Below are 25,122 nucleotides of genomic sequence, written 5' to 3'. Positions count from 1 at the left end.
ATCAAGCATCCAGTAGCGCGCGGGCAATGGTTTGGAGTTTACGGGTGAGCGGGCCAACCGACCAGCTCAGTGCTGCATAGGCGCGCACCGGCCAAACGCCATACACGCTGTTGCAGACGAAAACTTCATCGGCCCATTGCAGCTGATCGAGGCTGATGTCGGTGATTTGCGTGGGGATCCCCAATGACTCAGCCTGAAACAATAATTCGGCACGCATCACCCCGGCCACGCCGCAACGCTTGAGATCGGCAGTGATCAGCACGCCATCGCGCACCAGGAACAGATTGCTGAAGACGCCTTCAATCACGCGACCAACCCGATCGAGCATCAGGCCTTCGGCATGTTCGCTGTCTTGCCATTCCGAACGGGCGATAACCTGCTCCAGGCGATTCAAATGCTTGAGCCCGGCGAGCAACGGTTGGTTGGACAAGCGTGTGGTGCAAGGGAACAAACGGACACCCTGCTCGCCATGGACGACAGGATAAGCCGCAGGAGGATTGCCTTGCAGAATGCGTCGGGCCTGGGCCGAAGGATCGGGCGCGTAACCGCGCAAACCGTCGCCGCGGGTGAGGATGAGCTTGAGCACGCCCTCGCCCATTGCAGCGGCGTAGGCCAGCAGCTCGCTGCGGATCAGCGCTTGATCGGCAGTGATCGCCAGGCGTGAACACCCCTGCGCCAGACGCGACAGATGCCGGTCCAGCAGCAGCGGTTGCCCGCCTCGCACAGCAATGGTCTCGAACAGACCATCACCGTAAGCCAGGCCGCGATCCTTCAGCGACAGAGCGTCAGCCGGCTGACCGTCGACCCAGCTGTCCATCAGTCAGCGAACCGGCGGAACACCAGCGAGCCGTTGGTCCCGCCAAATCCGAAGGAGTTGGACAGCACCACATCGATATCCATGTTGCGCGCGGTGTGCGGTACGAAGTCGAGGTCGCAGCCTTCGTCCGGCTCATCGAGGTTGATCGTCGGCGGCGCCACCTGGCTGTTGATCGCCAGCACACTGAAAATCGCCTCGACCGCGCCCGCCGCACCCAACAGGTGACCGGTCATGGACTTGGTCGAACTGACCGCCAGTTTGTAGGCGTGATCGCCGAACACCGACTTGATCGCACAGGCTTCGGCGAGGTCGCCGGCCGAGGTCGACGTGCCGTGGGCGTTGATGTACTGGACCTGGTCGCCATTGATCTTGGCGTCGCGCAGGGCATTGGTGATGCAACGTGCAGCACCGGCGCCGTCCGCAGGAGGCGACGTCATGTGGTAGGCGTCGCCACTGGTGCCAAAGCCGATCAGCTCGGCGTAGATGGTCGCGCCGCGGGCCTTGGCGTGTTCCAACTCTTCCAGAACCAGCGCACCGGCGCCATCGGACAGGACGAAGCCATCACGGCCCTTGTCCCATGGACGACTGGCGCGGGTCGGCTCGTCGTTGCGGGTCGACAGTGCACGGGAGGCACCAAAGCCGCCCATGCCCAGACCGCAGGCCGCCATTTCAGCGCCGCCGGCAATCATCACGTCGGCTTCGTCGTACATGATGTTGCGCGCCGCCATGCCGATGCAGTGCGTACCGGTGGTACATGCGGTGGCGATGGCGTAGTTAGGTCCCTGTGCACCCAGGTGGATGGACAGGAAACCGGAAATCATATTGATGATCGAACCAGGCACGAAGAACGGTGAAATTCGACGAGGGCCGGAATCATGCAGCGTGCGGCTGGTTTCTTCGATATTGGTCAGACCGCCAATACCCGAACCCATGGCCACGCCGATGCGCTCACGGTTGGCATCAGTGACTTCCAGACCGGAGTTACGCACAGCCTGAAACCCTGCGGCCAGACCGTATTGAATGAACAGGTCGAGCTTGCGAGCTTCCTTGACCGACAGGTATTCCTCGACATTGAAGCCCTTTACCGAGCCGCCAAAACGGGTGGAATAGGCAGAAAGGTCGGTGTGTTCGATCAGACCAATGCCACTGCGGCCAGCCAGAATGCCCTGCCAACTGCTCGGCACATCCGTGCCCAGTGGCGACAACATACCCATACCGGTGACTACGACGCGTCTACGCGACACAGCACTCTCCTTTTTCAAATGACGACTTTGCATCAGGCCTAAAGAAAAAACCGCACGCCGTGATGGCAGTGCGGTTTTTCCATGACAGCTAGCAACGATTACAAGCTATTAAGCCTGATGGTTAGTAACGTAATCGATTGCAGCTTGTACAGTAGTGATCTTCTCGGCTTCTTCGTCAGGGATTTCGGTCTCGAATTCCTCTTCCAGAGCCATCACCAGCTCAACAGTGTCAAGGGAGTCGGCACCCAGGTCTTCAACGAAGGAAGCAGTGTTGACCACTTCTTCTTCTTTAACGCCCAGTTGCTCAGCAACGATTTTCTTGACGCGCTCTTCGATGGTGCTCATACCTTGTTTTCACTCCTAATGGACAAATTCAGGCAGCTGGCCAGTGGGTAAGTGTATAGAAAGACTTTTCAGTTTTTCAACTGAAAGCTTCACTCCTCAAACCCTGGGGCCTTCCGCCTATAAATAGATTGCAGCTTTATAACGGATTTTAGACAGCTCGTATGACATTTTTTTGAAGCAACCCGTCACATTTAACTCATGTACATCCCGCCGTTCACCGGGATTGTAGCCCCAGTAACGTAAGCCGCACCGTCGGATGCAAGAAAAGCGACCACAGACGCGATCTCTTGTGCTTGCCCCAAACGGCCCAGCGGAATCTGCGTAATCAAGCCTTCACGCTGCGCTTCGGGCAGTTCGCGGGTCATATCAGTGTCGATGAACCCTGGAGCCACCGAGTTTACCGTAATCGAACGCGAACCGACTTCACGCGCCAGTGCACGGCTGAAACCTTCCAGACCGGCCTTGGCCGCTGCGTAGTTTACTTGGCCTGCGTTGCCCATGGCACCCACAACCGAACCAATACTGATAATTCGTCCCCAACGGGCCTTGGTCATGCCGCGCAAAACACCCTTGGACAGGCGGAACAGACTGTTCAGGTTGGTATCGATGACGTCGTTCCATTCGTCGTCTTTCATGCGCATCATCAGATTATCGCGGGTGATGCCAGCATTGTTGACAAGGATTACCGGGACACCGAATTGCGCAGTGATACTCGCCAACACCGCGGCAACCGATTCGTCGCTGGTGACATTGAGTTCCAGGCCAGTGCCTTGAATACCGTTTTCTTTCAGGGTAGCGGCGATGCGCTCGGCACCCGAGGCGGAGGTCGCAGTGCCGATGACGATGGCGCCCTCACGACCCAGTTCCAGGGCGATAGCCTGGCCAATACCGCGGCTCGCACCGGTGACCAGTGCAACTTTACCTTGCAGACTCATGCAAGCTTCTCCTGATTCAGGCCAGCGCTGCGCGAGCGGCAGCGAAAGCGTCTGGGGTATTGAGGTTGGATGTCGACACGCCTTCGGCGCAGCGTTTGTTCAGACCGGCAAGCACCTTGCCAGGGCCGCACTCGACCAGTTGGGTCGCGCCCTTGGCCGCCAGCGCCTGGACCGATTCGACCCAGCGCACAGGCTTGTAGAGCTGCTCAAGCAGATCGCGCTTGAGGGTTTCCAGATCGGCCGGCACCGTGGCGCTGACGTTCTGCACCACCGGGATCTGCGGCGCCTGCCAGTCAATGGCAGCAATGGACTCGGCAAACCGCTCGGCCGCCGGACGCATCAACTCACAGTGAGACGGCACGCTGACCGGCAACGGCATGGCGCGCTTGGCGCCACGGGCCTTGCAGCCTTCGATGGCACGCTCGACCGCAGCCTTGGCACCGGCGATGACCACTTGGCCCGGGGAATTGAAGTTGACGGCACTGACCACTTCGCCTTGCGCCGCTTCGGCACAGGCTGCCAGCACATCGGCATCTTCCAGACCGAGGATAGCGGCCATACCGCCCTGCCCGGCCGGAACGGCTTCCTGCATCAACTGGCCACGACGTTCGACCAGCTTCACCGCATCGCCGAGGCTCAGGCTGCCCGCCGCTACCAGGGCGCTGTATTCGCCCAGGCTGTGACCGGCAACATAAGCCGGACGCGCACCGCCCTCCGCCAGCCACAGGCGCCACAAGGCGATCGAGGCGGTCAGAATGGCCGGCTGGGTTTTATCGGTTTGATTGAGTTGCTCTTCCGGCCCTTGCTGGGTCAGTGCCCACAGGTCGTAACCCAGAGCATCGGAAGCTTCTTTGAATGTTTCGAGGACCACCGGATGTTGCGCGCCCAACTCGGCCAGCATGCCGAGGGACTGCGAACCCTGTCCTGGAAAGACGAATGCGAGGGAAGCAGACATGTAACAAGCCCCTAATGATCTTGTCGTCGGAGAATTGACGTCCCGCTTGGGGGACGCAAGAAACTGACAGTTGGATGGCCAATTGAACTGAGCGGTCACATTTAAGCATTGTCCGACGAAAACGCCTAAGGCAACAGGTCCTCAAGACGACCGTGAAGCCGTTCCGGGAGGTTTTCCTGGATCTCGATCAAGGCGCGCTGAATCGCACTCTGGAAACCTTGCACCCCGGCCGAACCGTGGCTTTTCACAACGATGCCCTGCAAACCGAGGAAGCTGGCGCCGTTGTGCCGCGCCGGGGCCAGATCCGCTTGCAAGCGTTTCATCAGCGGCAGCGCCAGGGCGCCGACCATTCGCGAGGCCAGGTTTTTCTTGAACAAAGCCTCGATGCGCCCGGCAATCATGGTCGCCAGGCCTTCGCTGGACTTGAGCAGGATATTGCCGACAAAGCCGTCACACACCACCACATCCGCCTCGCCGCGGTACACACCGTCACCTTCGACAAACCCGATGTAGTTGATGCCGCGCGCGTTCTGCAACAAGGTCGCCGCCAGCTTGACCTGCTGATTACCCTTGATGTCTTCAGTACCGATGTTCAGCAACGCCACCCGCGGGCGAACGACACCCAGGGTTTCCGCCGCCACCGAGCCCATGATTGCGAACTGCAATAAGTGCTCGGCACTGCAATCGACATTGGCACCGAGATCCAGCAACTGGCAGTAACCCTTCTGGGTCGGGATGGCCGCGACCATCGCCGGCCGATCGATACCCGGCAAGGTCTTGAGCACAAAGCGCGACAAGGCCATCAGCGCACCGGTATTGCCGGCACTGACACAGGCCTGGACCTTGCCATCGCGCAACAGCTCAAGGGCCACGCGCATCGACGAATCAGGCTTGCCACGCAAGGCTTGGGCAGGCTTCTCGTCCATGGTAATGACTTCGGACGCAGGGGTAATCGACAGGCGCGCGCGATCCACAGCCGAATGGCCGCAGAGCAGTTCTTCTAGAAGAGAGGGTTGACCGACGAGGGTCAGGTGCAGCGAGGGCGTAGCAGACAGGCAAGCAAGGCTGGCCTGAACAATGCTGCGGGGACCGAAGTCCCCGCCCATTGCGTCAATCGCGATGACTTGAGCAGACAAGTGATTACTCGTCAGCGCCCTTGTCGATCACTTTACGGCCACGGTATACGCCTTCTGGCGATACGTGGTGACGCAGGTGAATTTCACCGGTGGTTTTTTCTACAGACAGAGTGCTTGCCGTCAGGGCATCGTGCGAACGACGCATGTCACGGGCAGAGCGGGATTTTTTGTTCTGCTGAACAGCCATAATTGATTAACTCCTAAACGTTTGGGTCACGCTTTAACTGCGCCAATACACTGAACGGGTTGGACCGCGTTACCTCGTCCTCGCTCGGTTCGGGCTCATCGAGACCCGCCGGCTGCTGGCATTCTTCCGGATGATGAGCAGGCACAATGGGCAAGGCGAGCAGAAGCTCCTCCTCGATCAGTGACTGCAGATCCAATGGATCTTCGCCCAGTTCCAGCACGTCATAACCTTTCGGCAACGACTGGGTATTCGCACCCTCCTTCACCACAGCATAACTGCATTCGCTATGGATCGGCAGGGTGACCAGCTCAAGACAACGCTGGCAAACCATTTTGACTTCGGTGTCGATAAAACTGTGGATTACCACAGACTTACGTTCATCTCGTTCAAAAACGAATTTAGCCTGCACCGTACCGACAGTGTCGGAAAGCGGGTCGCAGAGTCTCTCCAAATCGGCCAGCAGCAGTTCACCTTGAAGGGTGGTGCCACGATCAGCCAATTTGCGCGGGTCAACGTGAGGTGGAATCGGGTCATTCAACATAGGCGCAGCATTATAGGGATGCACCCGGCCATGTCAAAGGAAATTCAGCCCTGTCCGTCACTTGGAAGCCTCGCTAGAATTCGCCCCTGCCTTTTGGAGATGCCCATGCTGCCTTTATTACTCGCTTCAAGCTCGGTTTATCGCCGGGAATTGTTGGCCCGCCTGCAGCTTGAGTTCACCTGCAGCTCACCGGATATCGACGAAAGCCATCGCCCGGACGAGCCTGCAATTAATCTGGTCAAGCGCCTCGCCGAAGAGAAAGCACGCGCACTGGCCGACAGCCACCCCGCTCATCTGATCATCGGCTCCGACCAGGTCGCGGTACTCGGCGAGCGGATTATCGGCAAACCCCACACCTTCGAAAAGGCCCGCGAACAATTGCTGGCATCCAGCGGCGCCAATGTGACATTCCTGACCGGCCTCGCGTTGCTCAACAGCCAGACAGGCCACTGCCAGGTCGACTGCGTACCCTTCACCGTGCACATGCGCACGCTCGACCCGGCGCGCATCGAGCGCTACCTTCGCGCAGAACAGCCTTACGACTGCGCTGGCAGCTTCAAGGCCGAAGGTTTGGGGGTAAGCCTGTTTCAAAGCACCGAAGGCCCTGACGCCACCAGCCTGATCGGTCTGCCGCTGATTCGCCTGATCGACATGCTATTGGTTGAAGGCGTGCAAATCCCCTGAACACAAAAAACCGGCCACGAAGGCCGGTTTCTTTATGCGCTCAATGGATCAACGCAACGACGGACCATGAAACCCCATCCACATCGCAATCTGCTCGGCCACGCTGGCACCGAGTTTTTTCGTGAAACGATCAATCGGCGATTCCTGAACAGTGAAGTCCACGACTTCTTTTTCGCCAATCACATCACGCGCGACCGAACTGGTACTTCCCAGGCCATCGATCAAGCCCAGCGGCAATGCCTGCTCACCCGACCAGACCAGACCGGAGAACAGCTCCGGATGATCCTTATCCTTCAGACGATCGCCACGCCCCTTCTTCACGCTGGCAATGAATTGCTGGTGAGTGGTGTCGAGCACGCCCTGCCAGAACTGGGTTTCTTCAGGCTTCTGTGGCTGGAACGGATCAAGAAACGATTTGTGTTCGCCAGAGGTGTAGGTGCGACGCTCAACGCCGAGCTTCTCCATGGTGCCGACAAAACCGTAACCGGCCGCCGTCACACCAATGGAACCTACCAGGCTCGCCTTATCGGCGTAGATCTGATCGGCCGCACTGGCAATGTAATAAGCGCCGGAAGCCCCCAGATCCGAGATCACGGCGTAAACCTTGACGTTCGGATGCAAGGCTCGCAAACGGCCAATCTCGTCATAGACGTAACCCGACTGCACAGGGCTACCACCCGGACTGTTGATCCGCAGGATCACACCTTTGACCTTCTCATCTTCGAAGGCCGCACGCAGACTGGTAACGATGTTGTCAGCGCTGGCGGTCTCTTTGTCAGCGATGACGCCCGTTACATCGATCACCGCCGTGTAATTCGATCCACGGGTAGCGCTTTTTTCCATGCTGATCAGCGGCGACAGCAATAGCATCGCAACAAACAGATACGTAAAAGCCAGGAATTTGAAGAAAATCCCCCAGCGACGGGAGCGACGTTGTTCCTGCACACCCGCCAGCAAAGTCTTTTCCAGCAGTTTCCAGCTTTTGTCGTCACCACCTTCAGCACTCGACTTGTCGGGCGCTTTCCATTCGTCGGTCATTCCATCTACCCCAGCAAAAATGTATTAGGTGCGCTGATTCAACCACGCGTGTAATTCAGAAAAATGATCGATGGCCAGTCGCGGCTCAAACAGTTTCAGCGCCTCGATGGACTGGGCGCCATAACTGACCGCAACCGAATCCATTCCGGCGTTGCGTGCCATCTGCAAGTCGAAGGACGAGTCCCCGACCATCAACGCCTGCTGCGCCGGAACGCCGCAATGCGTCAGAATCTCTTCCAGCATCAGCGGATGCGGCTTGCTGGCGGTTTCATCGGCGGCACGGGTGATATCGAAATAGTTTTCCCAACCGTGGGCCTTAAGCACCCGATCCAGCCCGCGACGCGCCTTGCCGGTGGCAACCGCCAAGTGATAACCGGCATCGCGAAACGCCGCCATCGACTCGACCACACCTTCGAACAGCGGTGAAGGTACTGCTTCCGCAGCGATGTAGTGATCCGCGTAGTGCTGACGGAACGCTATCAGCTCGTCGTCGTCGATTTGCGGATACAACGTGCGAATCGCCTCGGGCAACCCCAGGCCGATAATGCCTTTGACGGCAAAGTCATCGCACAGCTGAAAACCGGAGCGCTCGGACGCGACATGCATCGCCTCGACAATCCGACCAATGGAATCGGCCAAGGTGCCGTCCCAATCGAAAATCAGCAGTTTGTAATCAGAGGGGTGCACTCAGGCGCTCCACGGTCTTGGCCCACATGTCATCCACTGGCGCCTGCAACTTGAGCTCGCCGCCATCTGGCAACGGCACGGTCAGCATGTAGGCGTGCAGGAACAGGCGTTTGCCGCCCAGGTCACGAATTTCTTTACTGAAGTCGTCATCGCCATACTTGGTATCACCGGCAATGCAATGCCCGGCGTGCAAGGTGTGAACGCGAATCTGGTGAGTCCGACCGGTAATCGGCTTCGCTTCGATCAGGGTGGCAAAATCGCCGAATCGACGCAGGACCTTGAACACGGTCACAGACTCCTTGCCCTCCTCCTCGTCGACCTCGACCATGCGCTCGCCGGAGCGCAGATTGCTCTTGCCCAGCGACGCACGGACTTGCTTGATCGAGGCCGCCCAGTTGCCGCGGACCAGCGCCATGTAGCGCTTGTCGACACCATCGCCGCGCAAAGCCGTGTGCAAGTGGCGCAACATGCTGCGCTTTTTGGCGATCATCAGCAGGCCGGAGGTGTCACGGTCGAGGCGGTGAACCAGCTCCAGCTCTTTGCAATCGGGACGCAACTGACGAAAGGCTTCGATCACCCCGTAAGTCAGGCCGCTGCCGCCGTGAACCGCAATGCCGCAAGGCTTGTTGATCACGATCAGCGCCTTGTCCTCGAAGATAATCGAGGCTTCGAGGCGCTGGAGCAGGCCTTGTGCCAGCGGTACCGGCTCGTCGCGCTCGGGCACGCGAACCGGCGGCACGCGCACGATATCGCCCGCCTGCAGCTTGTATTCGGGCTTGATCCGGCCCTTGTTCACTCGCACTTCGCCTTTGCGCAAAATGCGGTAAATCAAAGTCTTGGGCACGCCTTTGAGCCGAGCGAGAAGGAAGTTATCAATACGTTGGCCGGCATATTCCGGCGAGACCTCCAGCAGTTGTACGGCTGGGGTCGAGGGGGCGGTAGTCGTCATGGCGCGGATGATAACAATTTTTTATGGAATTGAAGCACTTAATCATTGCTGCTATAGTCGCGAACGCCGCCAAAAGCGGCCTGGACAGCGGACTAACGGTCAAAAACCGGCCCTGACCAACGCAATTCACCAGGACGCGAGGCCGTCCTACGGGGCTTTCGCTACGTAACGGTGGAGTTTGCAGGTGTAACGAGCGCAGGTGACATGAGGCCTGAATCAAGCGGCAAAGCAGAGTTTTAACTCGCCTTGCGAGCCATATTCACGGCCAGTTCACAAAGTGCAGTCAGCTGCGAATGACCCCGAGCGAACGCTTCGGAAACAACGCCTAAATTAGCCATGATGCGTGACCTCCCCTTTTCGGAGCTCACGGTAAATGCCAACCCGCTGCGGATTCTGCGCGCGGCAGCACCCGAATTATCAGGGATACGTGTAGGGTGGAGATGCACAACCGCTGGACTGTGTAGCAATAGGCTTTATCAAGACGCTTCATCTCGTCCACAGCCGCTGGTTGATTCCTCCTCCTGACTGAGTGCTTAAGTAGCCACAGCAAGCAGGACGCGTACGTCGCGACGCCGGCCCACATTGGCCGCCATCGCTAGACACTGGAGTGTCCAACCACTCCTGACGCACCTGACACCGACCGTGAGAAGTCGTGTGTGCCGAACGCCGTTTCCGGCAGCCCGGAAACCGACGGTACTACATGAAAAGAATGCTGATTAACGCAACTCAACCCGAAGAGTTGCGTGTTGCACTGGTAGATGGCCAACGCCTCTACGACCTGGACATCGAATCCGGTGCACGCGAGCAGAAGAAGGCCAACATCTATAAAGGCCGGATTACTCGCATCGAACCAAGCCTTGAGGCTGCCTTTGTCGATTTCGGCTCCGAGCGCCACGGCTTCCTGCCCCTCAAAGAAATCTCCCGCGAATACTTCAAGAAAGCCCCCGAAGGCCGCGTCAACATCAAGGACGTCCTGACCGAAGGCCAGGAAGTCATCGTTCAGGTCGAAAAAGAAGAACGTGGCAACAAGGGTGCAGCCCTGACCACTTTCATCAGCCTGGCCGGTCGTTACCTCGTTCTGATGCCGAACAACCCGCGTGCCGGCGGTATCTCCCGTCGCATCGAAGGTGAAGAGCGCAACGAACTGCGTGAAGCCCTGAACGGCCTGGTTGCTCCGGCTGACATGGGTCTGATCGTGCGCACTGCCGGCCTTGGCCGCAGCAGCGAAGAAATGCAGTGGGACCTCGACTACCTGCTGCAACTGTGGACCGCTATCAAAGAAGCGTCGCTGGATCGCTCCGCGCCATTCCTGATCTACCAGGAAAGCAACGTGATCATCCGCGCCATCCGCGATTACCTGCGCCAGGACATCGGCGAAGTGCTGATCGACAGCGTTGAAGCCCAGGACGAAGCCCTGACCTTCATCCGCCAGGTGATGCCGCAGTACGCCAGCAAGATCAAGCTGTACGAAGACAGCGTTCCGCTGTTCAACCGTTTCCAGATCGAAAGCCAGATCGAGACCGCTTTCCAGCGCGTCGTCGAACTGCCTTCCGGCGGCTCCATCGTGATCGATCCGACCGAAGCCCTGGTGTCCATCGACATCAACTCGGCGCGCGCCACCAAAGGCAGCGACATCGAAGAAACCGCCCTGCAGACCAACCTTGAAGCCGCCGAAGAAATCGCCCGTCAGTTGCGCTTGCGCGACATCGGCGGCCTGATCGTCATCGACTTCATTGACATGACCCCTGCCAAGAACCAGCGCGCCGTGGAAGAGAAAGTCCGCGAATGCCTGGAAGCCGACCGCGCTCGCGTGCAAGTCGGTCGGATCTCGCGCTTTGGCCTGCTGGAAATGTCCCGTCAACGCCTGCGTCCATCGCTGGGCGAAAGCAGCGGCATCGTGTGCCCGCGTTGCAACGGCACCGGCATCATCCGTGATGTTGAGTCGCTGTCGCTGGCGATCCTGCGCCTGATCGAAGAAGAAGCCCTGAAAGACCGCACCGCCGAAGTTCGCGCACAAGTGCCGATCCCGGTGGCCGCGTTCCTGCTCAACGAAAAACGCAACTCGATCACCAAGATCGAACTGCGCACCCGTGCCCGCATCGTCATTCTGCCGAACGATCACCTCGAAACGCCGCACTTCGAAGTTCAGCGTCTGCGCGATGACAGCCCGGAAGCCCACATCAATCAGTCCAGCTACGAAATCGCTGCTGCCGCTGCCGAAGTGGAAGAAGTCCAGCCAGCCGCCGCGACCCGCACCCTGGTTCGCCAGGAAGCCGCGGTCAAGACTGCCCCGGCCCGCGCCAACGCTCCGGTGCCGACCGAAGTTGTCGCCGCTGCCCCGGTTGCTGCACCGGCCGCCGCGCCAGAGCCAAGCCTGTTCAAAGGCCTGGTGAAGTCGCTGGTCAGCCTGTTCGCTACCAAGGAAGAGCCAGCCACTCCGGTTGTGGTTGAAAAACCAGCGACCACCGAGCGTCCGGCCCGTAACGAAGAGCGTCGCAACGGTCGTCAGCAAAGCCGCAACCGTAACGGTCGCCGCGATGAAGAACGCAAGCCTCGTGAGGAGCGTGCACCGCGTGAAGAACGCGCACCACGTGAGCCACGCGAAGAGCGTCAACCACGCGAAGCTCGCGAAGAAACCACCACTCCGGTAGTCGCTCGCGAAGAACGCGCACCCCGCGCCCCTCGTGAAGAACGTGCACCGCGCGCTCCACGTGAAGACCGCAAGCCACGTGGCGACCGCGAAGAGCGTCCGGTTCGCGAACTGCGTGAGCCACTGGATGCCGTTACTGCTGCGCCAGTCGCTGCCGTTGCTGCCACCACTGAAGAGCGTCCAGCCCGTCAGCCACGCGAAGAACGCGCGCCACGCCCACCGCGTGAAGAGCGTCAGCCACGTGCCGAGCAGGCTGCTGCTGCCGCGTCCGAAGAAGAACTGCTGACCAACGAAGAGCAGCAACAGGAAGATGGTCAGGAAGGCGCCGAAGGCGATCGTCCACGCCGCCGCTCCCGTGGCCAGCGTCGTCGCAGCAACCGTCGCGAGCGTCAACGTGATGCCAACGGCAACGTGATCGAAGGTTCGGAAGAATCCGAGTCCGCCGAAGGAAGCGAAGCCAGCGAAACCAACGAAGCGCCAAGCGCTGCCGATCTGGCCGCAGGCCTGGCTGTTACCGCCGCCGTTGCCAGCACTGTGATCAGCGCTCCTGCTGAAGCCCAGGCTCACGAGCAAGCCGAACGCGCCACTGCTGCCGTGCAGGAAACTGCACCAGTAGAAGCGCCGGTCGTTGAAGCGACTACCCCGGTAGAAGCCACAGCCGCTCCAGAAGTTGAAGTAGCGCCGGTTCGTGAGGCTCAGCCTGAAGTTCAAGCTGCCGCCGAACCTGCTTTCGTTGCCGAGCCAGTGGTTGCCGCAGAACCGGTTGTCGAAACTTCGACCGAAACCGTGACCGAAGCTGTCCGCGAAGTGCGTGAAGAGCAAACCGCGTTCAACTGGGTTGCCGAGCCGGTAGTCGCTGAGCCGGTCGTTGAAGCGCCAGCGCCTGTCGTCGAGGCCCCAGTAGCTGAAGCGATGGTTTCCGAGCCAGTGGTTGTCGCTGCCGAGCCTGCTCCAGTCGTTGAAGCTCCGGTGGTTGCCGAAGTGGTTGCACCGGTGGTTGAAGCCGCCCCTGTCAGCGCCCTGACCGAAAATGGCCGTGCGCCGAACGATCCACGTGAAGTGCGTCGCCGCAAGCGTGAAGCCGAGCGTCTGCAGAAAGAAGCCGAACTGGCTGCCGCTGCTGCACCGGCTGTTGCCGAGCCAGCACCGGTTGTGGCTGAAGTCGTCGAGGCAGCACCTGCCCCGGTTGCTGAAGTTGCTGCCGAACCGGTTGAATCCGCGATCGACGAAGCTCCACGCTCCGTTCAGGAAGCGGTAAAGCATCACGAAGAAGCCCTGGAAAAAGAGCACGAGCCTAAACCCCTCGCCTGATTCCATCGGCCACTAAAAAGCCCCGCCTGGTGATCCAGGCGGGGCTTTTTTTTGCCTGTTGAAACCGACACTCCGATGAAACCTGGCAGCACTTTGTTGCCCAAGCGCTCACGCACCGCGCTAAATCTCGCTGGAATATTTGTAAGAAAGTATTACGAAATAGCCGTGCAACGTGCAGAATAGAGCGGTTGCAGGGCTCAAGGCAGGCCCGGCCACGGTCCGAAAACCTTCGGCTCGTTATGGAGTAAGAGTGCATGACTATGGAAATTGCTGAGCTGGACGCTTTTAAAGCGATTGTTGACTATGGCAGCGTCACGCAGGCAGCGATCAGGTTGAACCGCGCTCAATCCAGTATTTCCTTTCGGATCAAGACACTTGAATCACGACTCGATACCAAGTTGTTCGAGCGCTCCGGTCGTGGCATCACGATGACAGCGCAAGGCAAGGAGCTCTATGCCTACGCCTCACAAATCCTCGAATTGGTGGCTCGCGCCCAAGCCAGCCTGAGCCAGGCAAAAACCGAAACACGGGTTCGCCTGGGCGTCATCGAAAACCTCACCATTACTCGCCAGAACCTGCTGCAAAGCATCGTGGCCAATCCGGAAGGCCTGGCGGTGGATGTCAGCATTGGTAACACACAGTCACTACTCAAGGACCTTGAGGCCGGCAAACTCGACGCGGTAATTGTCGGCGCTGGCTTTGCGCCTGCGCATTATCGTCGGGTGACGCTGTTCAACGATCCTTTGGCGCTGATCTACAGTGCAACTCAACCCGCCATTGAGGACCTGAAAGCGTTCAGCGGCCAAGTGTTCCTGGTCAACAGTCGGCGCAGCGCCTCGCAACGTAATCTCGATGAACTGTTTCTGATGGGCAACATCACCCCGGAAAAGATCATCGAGTGCGGCTCCTATCCGCTGTTGTTTTCAAATGTGATCAACGGCGTGGGCGTTGCCCTGGTGCCCTTGTCACTGGTCGATTCGTGCTGCCGCAGCGAGCAGGTGCAAACGTATTTCCTGAAGGGTTCCTATGCTTCGTTAACGACCGAATTCGTGTTTTTCGATCACCCTGGCAAACCTGCCCCCAGGGCGTTGGCGCAATGGGTACTGGACTTCGAAAAACCGGCCCGCTCACCGCTGATGGCAACAGCGGGGTAACGGGCCGGGTCCCGTCAGCAGTTACACGATTGTCGCACCACCTCATCCTCGAACAGGTTGGACAATTGCAGTCCATCCTCCTGGCTGCTCGCCCGAATGACATCACCGTGCTGCAACTCGAAGGCATCCTTGTCAGTACTTAATGAAGCGCCGAGCAACACGTAGTGAACCGTCCCGGGCTCGCAAAGTTCTTCATGCTGGAACAGAAGGGCTTCAAGTTCGCGTTTGATAAACATCAATTGATCCAGCCCCAAGAGCGACTGTTTGTCCCACACGATTTCCCCGCGCCGGACAATCGAACTCCTCACCGCCGTATGGCGCGGTGGTTCCGCGATCACCAGTTCGTGGCACAACGCCGTGTTGCGCAGTTTGGAAAGCCCCGCCAGCCCAGGCTGGGTGTGACGCAACACCGGATCCGAGAAATCCACCGCCAGGGTGTAGCCGATATAACGCGGATTTCGGCAGTCGTCGATGAGGTATACACAGGCATACTCGATCTCGATTCCCGCGCCGCTGGCATGACACGGCGATTTGATCGCCCGGGAAGCACCAACCAGTCCTTTGCCATTACCTTTGTAGTACCAGTCCGGCGACGACCGCTCAGGCATGGGCAGACCATTGACCGAACGGTGCGTATAACCGAAACCGCTGACCATGCACACCGCATCCAGCGCGGGCCGCAGCGGCACATTGAAGGTCATTGATGCCAGCGCTTCAACCGGTACCGCTGTCAGGGACAGGCCGCTTTTGAAGTGTTCCCAGGATTGCTTGCTGCGCATGAACCGCACGGCCAACGCCTGAGAACTCTCGGCACCTTCAACCTGCCAGGCAGTAGCCGACGCTCCCACGCCCTGCACAAGGCCCACCCATCGCACACCGTGGCGGTCGACCGCATCGATGATTCTGTCCATCAAGCGGCCTCCGTGCGCAGCGCCACCGGTGCCCGGCGTTTAATCGAGCACAGGATCACCCCAAACACGATCAACACCAGACTGACCAAGTGATAGGCATGCAGTTGCACGTCCAGGAACACGATACTGAACAACCCGCCGGACAGAGGCACCAGATGAGTGAAGATCTCGCCACGGGTGGCACCGATTTCGCCGATGCCTTTACTCCAGAACAAGTACGACAGCCAGGATGGGAAGATCACCAGATACGCCAGCCCCAACCACGGTGCCGCCCCCTGCCCCAGGTTGAATGTCAGGTCCGGGTGCAACGCCCAAACCCCGAGGCTGAACGGAATCAGGCACAGCGCTCCCACGACCGCGCAATAGGTCACAAACGCATTGCCGGCGATGGTTTTGGGCTTGGTGCGCAAGAAGGAGCAATAGACAGCCCAACTGGCGGCCGAGGCCATGGTCCAGAAATCGCCTTTGTTGAAGCCCTCCAGGAAGCTCAAATCGGACAGATGCCCCATGGTCACCAGCCAGAACACACCTACCGTGCTGATGACCACCCCAAGCATGTTCGAGCGGGAGATGAAATCACCGAAAACGAAACGATTGAGGGCCAGTACCAGACACGGCGTGGCCGACAGATAAATCGCCGCATTCAACGAACTGGTGTATTGCAAACCGATATACAACGTCAGCGGAAAGATAACTTGCCCACAAACCGCCAGCATCACCAGGGTTAACCATGACTTGCGCGCAGCCGGCAAACTGGCGATCACGGCTTTATAGTTGATCAGTAGCAGTAATGCACTGGTAATCAACCATCGAAGTTGTGACAGCAGTACAGGATCAACATCCACCACCATCAACTTTCCGACAACATAGTTACCGCCCCAGAACACAGCGGCGAGTGAAAGTAATAAGTACGGCATTGGTGCCTCCGTCAGAGCTTCTTCATTAACATGAAAGAGGCGCCGTCAAACTCGACTTCCCCTTGCAGATGGAACAGATCCTGATACACGGACAACTGCGCCTGTAACACATCAGTGACGGGCACCAACAATAGGGCCTGCGTCGCCAGCACCCGGGCCAGTTCGTTGACGTAGACTCGGCAAGGCTCGGCTTCGACGGGCGAACTGTTGGCGACAATCAGGGAATAACCCAATCGGCGGCGATAATGAAAGTCGCCCGCCGAGGCGAATGGCAGCCTCGAAAAGTCCAGGTCGGCGCGCAGCCTGAGCTGTTTGTGACCGAAGTCCTGAGCCCACTGCAAATGGTGCGCAAAGGGCAGACGGGAAGACGAGATGACATCCAGACTGTGCCGGGCGAATGCTTGAAGCTGCGCGTTATCGCTCGGCGCGATCAGCAACACGGATTTCTTGCCCGGCGTGTCGAGATACTCCGCCAGTGGCGCCGGCAATGGCGGTGTCTCGCGCTTCGGCGTGTCACGGTAGATCATCAACCAGTCCGAATTGATCGCAGCCCAGTCGCTGACTTGCAGCGTCTGCTCGATCGACGGCTGATAGGTTTCCATGAGGTGAGCCTTGAACGGCAGGTATTGCAGGACCTTTCCCTGATCACCCACGATGGAATAGTCGCCGACCCAGGTATTGAGGAAAGAGCGGATCCCGACGATGCTGGCCTTGCCCAGGTAATCGGCGTTCCAGCCCACAATCGCTTCACGCCCGACCCACGCGTAATCACACAGTCGCACCGGCGGCAGGCGCGTCATCGCGACGGTCCGCGAGCCGATGGAGAGTCGGCCATAAGGGTCATGGTCCTGACGCAGCAATTGACTGCCTGGCGACAGCCAGACACCGTCGCCAATATCAACATCGCCACCAGCGTTGACCGCGGCGTTACGACCAAAACGCACATACTGGCCAATCTTGATCGAAGGCAGTTCGTCCGCCGAGTGATCGAGTTGATGGTCGGCGTGGGGGTGGCTGAAATACGCGCCGTTTTCAAAATGAGTGGGTGAAATCAAGTGCTCCCCGACCTGCTCCTTGACGAGCAGCGGCGAACCACTGGTGTTGACCGAAAAGTGCTGCGCAGACAAACCAAAGTCATCGCCCAGTTCTTTCAAGCGCTCACCAAACGTGACGCCGAACTTGATCTCGTCGCGATGACAGCTGATGGTTTGCGATGCTTTTCTAAGTTGCCGAAGTGTTTTGACATACCGTGGAACAGGTTGAGAAACATCTGCAGAACTTAATGCCCGCTCCAATGCTCCCAACTCCTGAATATCACTGTCCAGTTCCAAAGGACTGACACTGACCGACGCATCCATATAGTGCTTTATCATGTAGGCTCTTTTTTTCTAATGAGTGCTGACCGGATATTCACCCCAACTGTGAACACCGCACGCCACATGATCGTATGTCGGATAAAACCCGCTGAATAACGAGTTTTATATCTGGCACCCATCGATAAATACGAATGGGCGAAAAGAAGAGTCGATTATTGCGTTATTGAAAAACCAGCGCCTCAGGCACATCCACATCCCATAACACACCGGGATCATCCACCGCGACTTCAACCACCCTCGCCTGCGCAAACAACGGCTTGGCCCCGCGATCACCCGACAACTTCATCAGCCCCGGACCAAAGCGCCGGCCAAAACCCACTGGATGACCGAATTCACCCTCGTGCACCGGCACGCTGATGCAATCGTCCGCAATCCCCGCCACCACTTGCTCAATACTCGACGGCAGAATGAACGGCATGTCCCCCAGCACAATCAGCCAGCCACCGAGCGACGAACAAACCGACACTCCCGCAGCAATGCTGTCGCCCATGCCGGTCGATTCAATCAGCACGATTTCGTAACCGTAAGCCTGAGCCATGCGAATCACCTGGGGGCGATCCTCGGTGGTCACCAGCACACGCTCCTCAATCGACGCAGGCAGATTTACCACTACTTGCTCGATCACCGAACGCACGGCACCGTCGCGCCCCGTACAGTCCGCCAGTAACTTGTCCTTGTGCGCACCGGCAACCTGTTGAAACCGACTGCCCTGCCCCGCCGCCAGCACGATGACCCCGATGGGTTCGCTCATACGTCCTCCCGCAACGGCTTCTTCTGCTTGAGTTCGACGCCGTTCTTGATCGCCACAATCTCGGCCAGCAGCGACAAGGCGATTTCTGCCGGGGTGTGGCTGCCGATGTGCAGACCGATCGGGCCGTGCAACCGCTCGATAGCCTGTTGTGACAAGCCTAGCTGAGCCAGGTTGTCCCGGCGCTTCAGGCTGTTGACCCGCGACCCCAGTGCGCCGACGTAGAACGCCCTGGAATCCAGGGCGGTGAGCAGCGCCATGTCGTCCAGCCGTGGATCATGGGTCAGGGCAACGATGGCGGTGCGTTCGTCGGTCTGGATGTTCAGCACGGCCTCGTCGGGCATGCCTGGCACGAAGCGACCGTGCTGTTCTTCCCAACCGTAGACGAACTCGGTGCGCGGATCGCAGATCAGCACTTCGAAATCCAGCAGCCGCGCCATTTCCGCGACATAGCGCGACAGTTGCCCGGCGCCGATCAGCAACAGGCGCCAGCGCGGGCCGTAAATGGCGCGCAAGGTGCTGCCGTCAAAACTCAGCACATCGGTCTTGTGCGCCGGTTGCAAAACCACTTCACCGCTCGCCAGATCCAACGAACGCGCGACGATTTCATGGGCCTCGCAACGGCTCAGCAACTCAGCGACCCACGCCGGATCGCCAACCCGCTCCTCGGTCAGGCGCAAGGTGCCGCCACAGGGCAAACCAAACCGCGCCGCCTCCTCGCGAGTGACGCCGTAGGTGATCAATTGCACGGGCGGCCCATCGGCCGGAATTCGGCCGTCGTGCAGCCGCGCAATCAGATCGTCCTCGACACAACCACCCGACACCGAGCCGATCACCACGCCGTCCTCACGCAACGCCAACATGGCGCCAGGTGCCCGGGGCGCGGTGCCCCAGGTCTGGACCACGCTGTACAACACCACCCGCTGACCGGCGCGGCGCCAGTCGAGCACGCTGCGCAGGACGTTCAGATCGACACTGTCCATCAGGCGTCAGCCTTCTGCCAGCCTTGCAGTTGAAAGCGAACCGGCAGGTTGCGGATGCGTTTGCCAGTAGCGGCAAAGATCGCGTTGCAAAGCGCCGGCGCAATGGGCGGCACGCCCGGCTCACCGACCCCGCCCAATGGCACGTCGCCCGGTGGCGTGACCAGATGCACGGCGACTTCTTTCGGCGCCAGGGACATACGCGCCACTTCGTACATGTGGAAGTTGTCCTGCTGGACCTTGCCGTCCTTGAAGCTGATTTCGCCAAGCACCGCGTTGCCCAGGCCCATCACGCAGGCCCCTTCGAACTGCGAACGAATCCGCTCGGGGTTGATCTGCGGGCCGCAATCCACGGCAATGTCGGCTTTGTGCACGATCAAGGTGCCATCGTCTTTGACTTCGACTTCAATTACCGCCGCCACATAGGTGACGAAGCTGTAATGCACCGCCAGTCCCAGGCCTCGACCCTTGGGCAGCGTACGCCCCCAACCGGCGGCTTTTGCAGCAGTTTCCAACACCGTGCGCATCCGCGCGGTGTCGATCGGATAACGCTCGGGGGATTCGCCGTAGTTCCACTCTTCGCTCAAGGTGCGCGGATCGATCTGACGGTCCGGGCCGAGCAATTTGATCTGGTACTTCAGCGGATCTTGCTTGGCCTTGTGAGCCAATTCGTCGACGAACGTCTGAATCGCAAAGCCGTGGGGAATGTTCGACACCGAGCGATACCAGCCGACCCGGGTGTGGACGGCCGCTTCCGGGTTTTCCAGGCGCACATTGGGGATCGCGTAAGCCATGTTGGTGAAGCCCATGCCCAACTCGAACGCCGCCTCGTGGTTCATGCCCGGCGCGAATAATGCGGTGATGCTCGGTGCCACGGTGCGATGCAACCAACCGGAGGGCATACCGTCCTTATCGAGGCTCGCTTTCAGGTATTCGGCGGACACGGTGTGGAAGTACGAACAATGGATGTCGTCTTCACGGGTCCATTGCACCCGCACAGCTTTGCCGGGGAATTCTTTGGCGAGGATCGCGGCTTCGATGACGAAGTCCGGTTTGGACTTACGCCCGAAACCACCGCCCAGCAACGTGACGTTGAAGGTGACGTTATCGAACGGCAGGCCGAGACGCTCGCCAATCCGTTCGCGGGTGACTTGAGGCGCCTGGCTCGGCGCCCAGGCTTCGCACACGCCGTCCTTGAAACGGGCGATGGCGACCATGGGTTCCATCGGCGCCTGGGCCAGGTGCGGCAAATAGTAGGACGCTTCGAGGGTGCTGCTGCCTGCATTGGCCAAGGCCTTATCGATATCGCCGGTATTGCGCACTACTTTGCCGGGTTTGAGCGACGCGGCTTCCAGTTCCTTGCGGTAGGCAATCGAATCGTAACTGGCGTTGGGGCCATCATCCCACTCGATGCTCAGCGCTTCACGGCCCTTGATCGCAGCCCAAGTGTTGCTCGCAACTACGGCTATGCCACCCAATGGCTGGAACTCCGACGGCAACGGACGGCTTTCAATCTGCAAGACCTTGATCACGCCTGGGACTTTCATCGCCGCACTGGCATCGAAGGATTTGACCTTGCCGCCATACACCGCAGGACGGGCGATGGTCGCGTAAAGCATGCCGTCGAAATGCACATCGGCGCCGTAGATGGCGCGACCGTTGACGATGTCGGCACCGTCGATGGCGCGTACGCCTTCCTTGCCGATGTAGCGAAATTCCGACGGCTGTTTGAGCCGCAGGCTGTCACGAGCCGGCACTGCCAGCGCACCGGCGGCGGCGGCCAATTCGCCATAACCAAGTTCGCGTTTAGTGGGTTGGTGAATGACCTTGTGCAGTTGTGCATGGCATTCGCTGACAGGGACTTTCCACTGGTCGGCTGCAGCCTGTTCCAGCATGGTCCGCGCGGCAGCACCGCAGCGGCGCATCGGTTCGAACCAATGACGCATGCTGCGCGAGCCGTCGGTGTCCTGATTGCCGAAGCGCACTTCATCACCCGGCGCCTGTTGCACCTTGACCAGCGCCCAATCGGCGTCCAGTTCATCGGCCACCACCATGCTCAGACTGGTGCGCACACCCTGGCCCATTTCCGAGCGGTTGCAGATCACGGTCACCGTGCCGTCGGCGGCAATGCTGACGTAGACCTTCGGATCGTCGACCGAGCCATTGGGCATGCCGTCGGCGCCGAATTTCTTCGGTTTGTCTTCGGCGAAAGCGTCTTGCCAGCCCCAACTGGCGGCGAGCACCAGCGCACTGGTGGCGCCAACGCCTTTGAGAAAGCCGCGACGACTGAGGTTGCTCAGATTACTCAGGGCGAAATCATTCGGGAGCTGGCTCATGCCTTGGCCTCCTTCAGATGAGTGGAGGCCTGGCGGATGGCGGTCTTGATGCGATTGTAGGTGCCGCAACGGCAAATGTTGCCGACCATCGCTTCTTCGATCTGCTCGTCGCTGGGGTTGGGGTTGGTCTTGAGCAGCGCGGTAGCGGACATGATCTGCCCGCCCTGGCAGAAACCGCACTGGGCCACGGCAGTGTCGAGCCAGGCTTGCTGAACGACTTGCCCGACCGGGTCGGCGTGCAGGTTGTCGATGGTGCTGACATTCTGGCCGATCACCGAACCAATCGGCGTGATGCAACTGCGCGCCGGCAAACCGTCGATATGGATGGTGCAGGCACCGCACAGGCCCATGCCGCAGCCGAATTTGGTGCCGTTGTAACCGGCCACGTCACGGATGGCCCAGAGCAGCGGCATATCCTCGGTCACATCGAGTGGAAGGTCTTGGCCATTGAGTTTCAGGGTAATCATGGGCACGCCCGCATATTGTCATGGTTATGGGGTCGAGCAATCTGCCGCCAGGGGGTTAGCGGTGGGTTCACGCAGATCGGCTCAGGCTAATGGGCTCTCTTACGCAAACGGCAACGTCTGCATCGGGCCTTTGGTGGAGCAAATGCTTGCATCGTTAGGGGGCTAAGTTAACTCAGCATTAACAAAAAAGCCCTGCTTAGACAGGGCTTTTTAGCTTCAAGTTTTAAGCTGCAAGCTTCCAGTAGAAGCAGAGCGGCACACTCTATAAGGATTGTAGCTTGCGGCTTGAAGCTTAAAGCTTGCCGCTGCCGCTGCCGCTAATAGCGGTTCGGCTCCATTTCCAGCTCGACGCTGAATCGTTGCGAAATGTCTTTCTGGATCCGTTGCGCCAAATCCAGCAATTGCAGGCCGGTCGCGCCGCCGTAGTTGACCAGCACCAGCGCCTGCAACTTATGCACGCCGGCGTCAGCCTCGCGAAAACCCTTCCAGCCAGCCTTCTCGATCAGCCAGCCCGCCGCCAGTTTCATCTGCCCGTCCGGTTGCGCGTAGGCCACCAGGTCCGGGTATTCAAGCTTGAGTCGTGCCACCAGCGCCGCCGGCACCAACGGATTCTTGAAGAAGCTGCCGGCATTACCGAGCACCGCCGGGTCCGGGAGTTTTTCGCTGCGGATGCTGCAAATCGCCTGGCTGACATCAGTCGGCGTCGGGTGGTCGATGCCCTGCTCGGTCAGGCGCTGGCGTACCGGGCCGTATTCAAGATGCAGGTGCGCGGTGCGATTCAGGGTGAAGCGAACCCGCAGGATCAACCAACGCCCCGGCTGCTGTTTGAACAGGCTGTCGCGGTAGGCGAAGTTGCATTCTTCCAGGCTGAAATCCCGCAATTCGCCGGTCTGGCGATCCAGCGCGGTGAGACCGGCGAACACGTCTTTGATCTCGACGCCGTAAGCGCCGATGTTCTGCATCGGTGCCGCGCCCACGGTGCCGGGGATCAGACTGAGGTTTTCCAGTCCCGACAAACCCTGGGCCAAGGTGTGTTGCACGAACGGGTGCCAAGGCTCGCCGGCCTCGGCCTCGATCACCACCTGGCTGCCGTCATCGCTCAACACGCGAATGCCGCGCGTGGCCATGCGCAGCACCAGTGCCTGGATATCCGCGGTCAGCAGCAAGTTGCTGCCACCGCCGATTACCAACAAAGGCACCGCGTTCGAAGCGGCATAGGCCAGGGCTTCACGCACCTCGGCGTCGCTATGGGCTTGGGCAAAGAGTCGGGCCCGGACATCCACGCCAAAACTGTTGAACGGCTTGAGCGAAACCTGGGGTTGTACCTGCAAACTCATAACCGTCCCTTCAACTCGATCACCAGCAAATCACTGGCGCGCTCGATCAAATCCAGCACTTGCTCAAAGCCTTGGTCCCCGTCGTAGTACGGGTCCGGCACTTCATCCATTTCCGATTCATAACGACGCAGGAACAAGTCCAGCTCAGCCTTGCCCTTGGCCGGTTGCAAGGCCTTGAGGTTGCGCAGGTTGCTGTTGTCCATCGCCAGTATCAGGTCATACGTCGCGAAATCCGCACGGCTGACTTGCTGGGCACGCTGGGCCGACAAGTCGTAGCCCCGCAACTTGGCCGCAGCCTGGCTGCGCTTGTCCGGGGCTTTGCCGACGTGCCAGTCACCGGTGCCAGCAGAGGCCACTTCGATTTGATCGGCCAGCCCGGCTTCACGCAACTTATGCCGCAACACCCCTTCGGCCGTGGGCGAACGGCAGATGTTGCCCAGGCAGACGAACAGAACCCGCATCAGGCCTCCAGCAGGCGACGAACGCGCTCAAGGTCTTCGACAGTATCAACACCGTGGGGCGGTGCGATCAGTGCATCGGCGACGTGAATCCGCACGCCGTGCCACAGGGCACGCAGTTGTTCCAAAGACTCGGTGTTTTCCAGCCAGCACGGGCCCCAACTGACGAAGTCATGCAGGAAACCGGCGCGGTAGGCATAGATGCCGATGTGGCGGCGATACGGCACGCCTTCGGGCATGTGCTCGCGGCTTTTAGCCAACGCATCCCGGGCCCACGGCAACGTGGCGCGACTGAAGGTCAGCGCCAGGCCATTGAGGTCGCTGACGACTTTGACCACGTTGGGATTGAACAGGCTGTCCACGTCTTCGATCGGCTCGGCCAGGGTGGCCATGCGCGCTTCGGTGTGGGCAGCCAGGTTGGCGGCGACCTGATCGATCACGCTCGGCGGGATCAGCGGCTCGTCACCCTGGACGTTGACCACGATGGCATCGGGCGCCAGGCCCAGTTTCGTCGCGACTTCGGCCAAACGGTCGGTACCGGAATTGTGGTCTTCACGGGTCAGCACCACTTCGGCGCCAAACCCTTTGCAGGCCTCGACGATGCGCGCATCGTCAGTGGCGACCACCACCCGCTGGGCGCTGCTTTTGCTCGCCTGTTCCCAGACATGCTGGATCATCGGCTTGCCGGCGATCAGCAGCAGCGGTTTGCCCGGCAAACGGGTGGAGGCGTAACGCGATGGAATGACAACGGTAAAGGCTGTGGTCATTTATCCAGGCGCTCGTCGGTGGTCAGGGTGCGGGCTTCGGTTTCGAGCATCACCGGGATGCCGTCGCGAATCGGGTACGCCAGGCCTGCGCCCTTGCTGATCAGCTCGGTCTTGTCGGCGCTGAGCTTGAGCGGGCCTTTGCAGACCGGGCAAGCGAGGATATCGAGCAATTTGGTGTCCATGAACATTCCC

The 25,122-nt window shown here is 59.5% G+C and carries 25 protein-coding genes; 3 read left to right on the top strand and 22 right to left on the bottom strand.

The genetic code is table 11. The features are described 5' to 3' along the window. Position 1: 1 nt before the first annotated feature. From pabC to BK667_RS18535, 8 genes are all read right to left on the bottom strand, one after another. Positions 2-817 carry an aminodeoxychorismate lyase gene (pabC, locus tag BK667_RS18570; RefSeq protein ID WP_123510047.1) on the bottom strand — a complete coding sequence of 272 codons (816 nt, stop codon included), beginning with the start codon at positions 815-817 and terminating at the stop codon, positions 2-4. Continuing rightward, a complete protein-coding gene (fabF, locus tag BK667_RS18565; protein WP_054613861.1) occupies positions 817-2,061 on the bottom strand; it encodes a beta-ketoacyl-ACP synthase II in 1,245 nt (414 codons plus the stop codon). The genes pabC and fabF overlap by 1 nt, the downstream gene beginning before the upstream one ends. A 108-nt stretch (positions 2,062-2,169) precedes the next feature. Continuing rightward, positions 2,170-2,406, bottom strand: a complete 237-nt coding sequence (gene acpP / locus BK667_RS18560; protein WP_003442511.1) for an acyl carrier protein — start codon at positions 2,404-2,406, stop codon at positions 2,170-2,172. Positions 2,407-2,597: 191 nt separating this feature from the next. Beyond that, positions 2,598-3,341 (bottom strand): 3-oxoacyl-ACP reductase FabG, encoded by a 744-nt coding sequence (gene fabG / locus BK667_RS18555; protein WP_123510046.1) that lies wholly within the window; start codon positions 3,339-3,341, stop codon positions 2,598-2,600. 16 nt (positions 3,342-3,357) lie between these two features. Then, complete coding sequence (gene fabD, locus BK667_RS18550; protein WP_123598504.1) at positions 3,358-4,296, bottom strand: ACP S-malonyltransferase; 939 nt, start codon at positions 4,294-4,296, stop codon at positions 3,358-3,360. Between the two features lie 125 nt (positions 4,297-4,421). Then, on the bottom strand, positions 4,422-5,432 hold the full coding sequence (gene plsX / locus BK667_RS18545) for a phosphate acyltransferase PlsX (RefSeq protein ID WP_123598503.1): 1,011 nt from the start codon (positions 5,430-5,432) through the stop codon (positions 4,422-4,424). A 4-nt stretch (positions 5,433-5,436) separates the two neighbouring features. After that, on the bottom strand, positions 5,437-5,619 hold the full coding sequence (gene rpmF, locus BK667_RS18540) for a 50S ribosomal protein L32 (RefSeq protein ID WP_008152339.1): 183 nt from the start codon (positions 5,617-5,619) through the stop codon (positions 5,437-5,439). Between the two features lie 13 nt (positions 5,620-5,632). Further along, entirely contained in the window at positions 5,633-6,160 is a 528-nt protein-coding gene (locus BK667_RS18535; RefSeq protein WP_004371317.1) for a YceD family protein, read from the bottom strand. A 105-nt stretch (positions 6,161-6,265) separates the two neighbouring features. Here BK667_RS18535 and BK667_RS18530 point away from each other — a divergent pair, with 105 nt between their 5' ends. Then, positions 6,266-6,844 carry a Maf family protein gene (locus BK667_RS18530; protein WP_123598502.1) on the top strand — a complete coding sequence of 193 codons (579 nt, stop codon included), beginning with the start codon at positions 6,266-6,268 and terminating at the stop codon, positions 6,842-6,844. Positions 6,845-6,892: 48 nt separating this feature from the next. Here BK667_RS18530 and sppA read toward each other — a convergent pair whose 3' ends face one another. Genes sppA through rluC form a run of 3 tightly spaced genes read right to left on the bottom strand, consistent with a single transcriptional unit; the run spans position 6,893 to position 9,518 of the window. Then, positions 6,893-7,882, bottom strand: coding sequence for a signal peptide peptidase SppA (gene sppA / locus BK667_RS18525; RefSeq protein WP_123510043.1), 990 nt, complete (start codon positions 7,880-7,882; stop codon positions 6,893-6,895). Positions 7,883-7,906: 24 nt separating this feature from the next. After that, positions 7,907-8,569, bottom strand: coding sequence for an HAD-IA family hydrolase (locus BK667_RS18520; RefSeq protein ID WP_123598501.1), 663 nt, complete (start codon positions 8,567-8,569; stop codon positions 7,907-7,909). Next, complete coding sequence (gene rluC, locus BK667_RS18515) at positions 8,556-9,518, bottom strand: 23S rRNA pseudouridine(955/2504/2580) synthase RluC (RefSeq protein WP_123510041.1); 963 nt, start codon at positions 9,516-9,518, stop codon at positions 8,556-8,558. Before rluC ends, BK667_RS18520 begins: the two co-directional genes overlap by 14 nt. Positions 9,519-10,218: 700 nt before the next feature. Here rluC and rne point away from each other — a divergent pair. Together rne and BK667_RS18505 are read left to right on the top strand one after the other, a co-directional pair. Continuing rightward, on the top strand, positions 10,219-13,479 hold the full coding sequence (gene rne / locus BK667_RS18510; protein WP_123598500.1) for a ribonuclease E: 3,261 nt from the start codon (positions 10,219-10,221) through the stop codon (positions 13,477-13,479). 254 nt (positions 13,480-13,733) lie between these two features. Further along, a complete protein-coding gene (locus BK667_RS18505; protein WP_123406975.1) occupies positions 13,734-14,633 on the top strand; it encodes a LysR family transcriptional regulator in 900 nt (299 codons plus the stop codon). A 14-nt stretch (positions 14,634-14,647) separates the two neighbouring features. On the opposite strand, the gene BK667_RS18500 is transcribed toward BK667_RS18505, so the two are convergent. The 11 genes from BK667_RS18500 to BK667_RS18450 form a co-directional block, all read right to left on the bottom strand. Further along, positions 14,648-15,544, bottom strand: coding sequence for a hypothetical protein (locus BK667_RS18500; protein WP_123598499.1), 897 nt, complete (start codon positions 15,542-15,544; stop codon positions 14,648-14,650). Next, the gene (locus BK667_RS18495; RefSeq protein WP_123598498.1) at positions 15,544-16,461 is read right to left on the bottom strand and encodes a DMT family transporter; all 918 of its coding nucleotides are present in this window, start codon (positions 16,459-16,461) and stop codon (positions 15,544-15,546) included. The genes BK667_RS18500 and BK667_RS18495 overlap by 1 nt, the downstream gene beginning before the upstream one ends. Positions 16,462-16,472: 11 nt before the next feature. Further along, positions 16,473-17,834: an acyltransferase gene (locus BK667_RS18490; RefSeq protein WP_123406981.1), complete on the bottom strand. Its 1,362-nt coding sequence runs from the start codon at positions 17,832-17,834 to the stop codon at positions 16,473-16,475. A gap of 163 nt (positions 17,835-17,997) precedes the next feature. Continuing rightward, positions 17,998-18,588: a nucleotidyltransferase family protein gene (locus tag BK667_RS18485; protein WP_123598497.1), complete on the bottom strand. Its 591-nt coding sequence runs from the start codon at positions 18,586-18,588 to the stop codon at positions 17,998-18,000. After that, positions 18,585-19,568, bottom strand: coding sequence for an XdhC family protein (locus BK667_RS18480; protein ID WP_123598496.1), 984 nt, complete (start codon positions 19,566-19,568; stop codon positions 18,585-18,587). The genes BK667_RS18485 and BK667_RS18480 overlap by 4 nt, the downstream gene beginning before the upstream one ends. Then, entirely contained in the window at positions 19,568-21,901 is a 2,334-nt protein-coding gene (locus BK667_RS18475) for a xanthine dehydrogenase family protein molybdopterin-binding subunit (protein WP_123598495.1), read from the bottom strand. Before BK667_RS18475 ends, BK667_RS18480 begins: the two co-directional genes overlap by 1 nt. Then, positions 21,898-22,368, bottom strand: coding sequence for a (2Fe-2S)-binding protein (locus BK667_RS18470; protein ID WP_123598494.1), 471 nt, complete (start codon positions 22,366-22,368; stop codon positions 21,898-21,900). Before BK667_RS18470 ends, BK667_RS18475 begins: the two co-directional genes overlap by 4 nt. 317 nt (positions 22,369-22,685) lie before the next feature. After that, entirely contained in the window at positions 22,686-23,705 is a 1,020-nt protein-coding gene (murB, locus tag BK667_RS18465) for a UDP-N-acetylmuramate dehydrogenase (protein WP_123598493.1), read from the bottom strand. After that, positions 23,702-24,166: a low molecular weight protein-tyrosine-phosphatase gene (locus BK667_RS18460; RefSeq protein WP_123598492.1), complete on the bottom strand. Its 465-nt coding sequence runs from the start codon at positions 24,164-24,166 to the stop codon at positions 23,702-23,704. The genes murB and BK667_RS18460 overlap by 4 nt, the downstream gene beginning before the upstream one ends. Beyond that, entirely contained in the window at positions 24,166-24,930 is a 765-nt protein-coding gene (kdsB, locus tag BK667_RS18455; protein ID WP_123598491.1) for a 3-deoxy-manno-octulosonate cytidylyltransferase, read from the bottom strand. The genes BK667_RS18460 and kdsB overlap by 1 nt, the downstream gene beginning before the upstream one ends. Continuing rightward, complete coding sequence (locus BK667_RS18450; RefSeq protein ID WP_007945752.1) at positions 24,927-25,112, bottom strand: Trm112 family protein; 186 nt, start codon at positions 25,110-25,112, stop codon at positions 24,927-24,929. The genes kdsB and BK667_RS18450 overlap by 4 nt, the downstream gene beginning before the upstream one ends. Between the last annotated feature and the right edge of the window lie 10 nt (positions 25,113-25,122).

It is taken from the genome of Pseudomonas frederiksbergensis (assembly GCF_003732705.1).
GTDB classification, from domain to species: Bacteria; Pseudomonadota; Gammaproteobacteria; order Pseudomonadales; family Pseudomonadaceae; genus Aquipseudomonas; species Aquipseudomonas frederiksbergensis_F.
The sequence above is the reverse complement of the archived record's forward strand: the minus strand, read 5'-3'. Positions and strand labels throughout refer to the sequence as shown.

What these genes read in the sequence shown, in the direction of transcription:
- pabC (WP_123510047.1), bottom strand. Translation starts at nt 817, where the DNA reads ATGGACAGCTGGGTCGACGGTCAGCCGGCTGACGCTCTGTCGCTGAAG.
- acpP (WP_003442511.1), bottom strand. Translation starts at nt 2,406, where the DNA reads ATGAGCACCATCGAAGAGCGCGTCAAGAAAATCGTTGCTGAGCAACTG.
- fabG (WP_123510046.1), bottom strand. Translation starts at nt 3,341, where the DNA reads ATGAGTCTGCAAGGTAAAGTTGCACTGGTCACCGGTGCGAGCCGCGGT.
- fabD (WP_123598504.1), bottom strand. Translation starts at nt 4,296, where the DNA reads ATGTCTGCTTCCCTCGCATTCGTCTTTCCAGGACAGGGTTCGCAGTCC.
- rpmF (WP_008152339.1), bottom strand. Translation starts at nt 5,619, where the DNA reads ATGGCTGTTCAGCAGAACAAAAAATCCCGCTCTGCCCGTGACATGCGT.
- BK667_RS18535 (WP_004371317.1), bottom strand. Translation starts at nt 6,160, where the DNA reads ATGTTGAATGACCCGATTCCACCTCACGTTGACCCGCGCAAATTGGCT.
- BK667_RS18530 (WP_123598502.1), top strand. Translation starts at nt 6,266, where the DNA reads ATGCTGCCTTTATTACTCGCTTCAAGCTCGGTTTATCGCCGGGAATTG.
- sppA (WP_123510043.1), bottom strand. Translation starts at nt 7,882, where the DNA reads ATGACCGACGAATGGAAAGCGCCCGACAAGTCGAGTGCTGAAGGTGGT.
- rluC (WP_123510041.1), bottom strand. Translation starts at nt 9,518, where the DNA reads ATGACGACTACCGCCCCCTCGACCCCAGCCGTACAACTGCTGGAGGTC.
- rne (WP_123598500.1), top strand. Translation starts at nt 10,219, where the DNA reads ATGAAAAGAATGCTGATTAACGCAACTCAACCCGAAGAGTTGCGTGTT.
- BK667_RS18505 (WP_123406975.1), top strand. Translation starts at nt 13,734, where the DNA reads ATGACTATGGAAATTGCTGAGCTGGACGCTTTTAAAGCGATTGTTGAC.
- BK667_RS18500 (WP_123598499.1), bottom strand. Translation starts at nt 15,544, where the DNA reads ATGGACAGAATCATCGATGCGGTCGACCGCCACGGTGTGCGATGGGTG.
- BK667_RS18495 (WP_123598498.1), bottom strand. Translation starts at nt 16,461, where the DNA reads ATGCCGTACTTATTACTTTCACTCGCCGCTGTGTTCTGGGGCGGTAAC.
- BK667_RS18490 (WP_123406981.1), bottom strand. Translation starts at nt 17,834, where the DNA reads ATGATAAAGCACTATATGGATGCGTCGGTCAGTGTCAGTCCTTTGGAA.
- BK667_RS18485 (WP_123598497.1), bottom strand. Translation starts at nt 18,588, where the DNA reads ATGAGCGAACCCATCGGGGTCATCGTGCTGGCGGCGGGGCAGGGCAGT.
- BK667_RS18480 (WP_123598496.1), bottom strand. Translation starts at nt 19,568, where the DNA reads ATGGACAGTGTCGATCTGAACGTCCTGCGCAGCGTGCTCGACTGGCGC.
- BK667_RS18475 (WP_123598495.1), bottom strand. Translation starts at nt 21,901, where the DNA reads ATGAGCCAGCTCCCGAATGATTTCGCCCTGAGTAATCTGAGCAACCTC.
- BK667_RS18470 (WP_123598494.1), bottom strand. Translation starts at nt 22,368, where the DNA reads ATGATTACCCTGAAACTCAATGGCCAAGACCTTCCACTCGATGTGACC.
- murB (WP_123598493.1), bottom strand. Translation starts at nt 23,705, where the DNA reads ATGAGTTTGCAGGTACAACCCCAGGTTTCGCTCAAGCCGTTCAACAGT.
- BK667_RS18460 (WP_123598492.1), bottom strand. Translation starts at nt 24,166, where the DNA reads ATGCGGGTTCTGTTCGTCTGCCTGGGCAACATCTGCCGTTCGCCCACG.
- kdsB (WP_123598491.1), bottom strand. Translation starts at nt 24,930, where the DNA reads ATGACCACAGCCTTTACCGTTGTCATTCCATCGCGTTACGCCTCCACC.
- BK667_RS18450 (WP_007945752.1), bottom strand. Translation starts at nt 25,112, where the DNA reads ATGGACACCAAATTGCTCGATATCCTCGCTTGCCCGGTCTGCAAAGGC.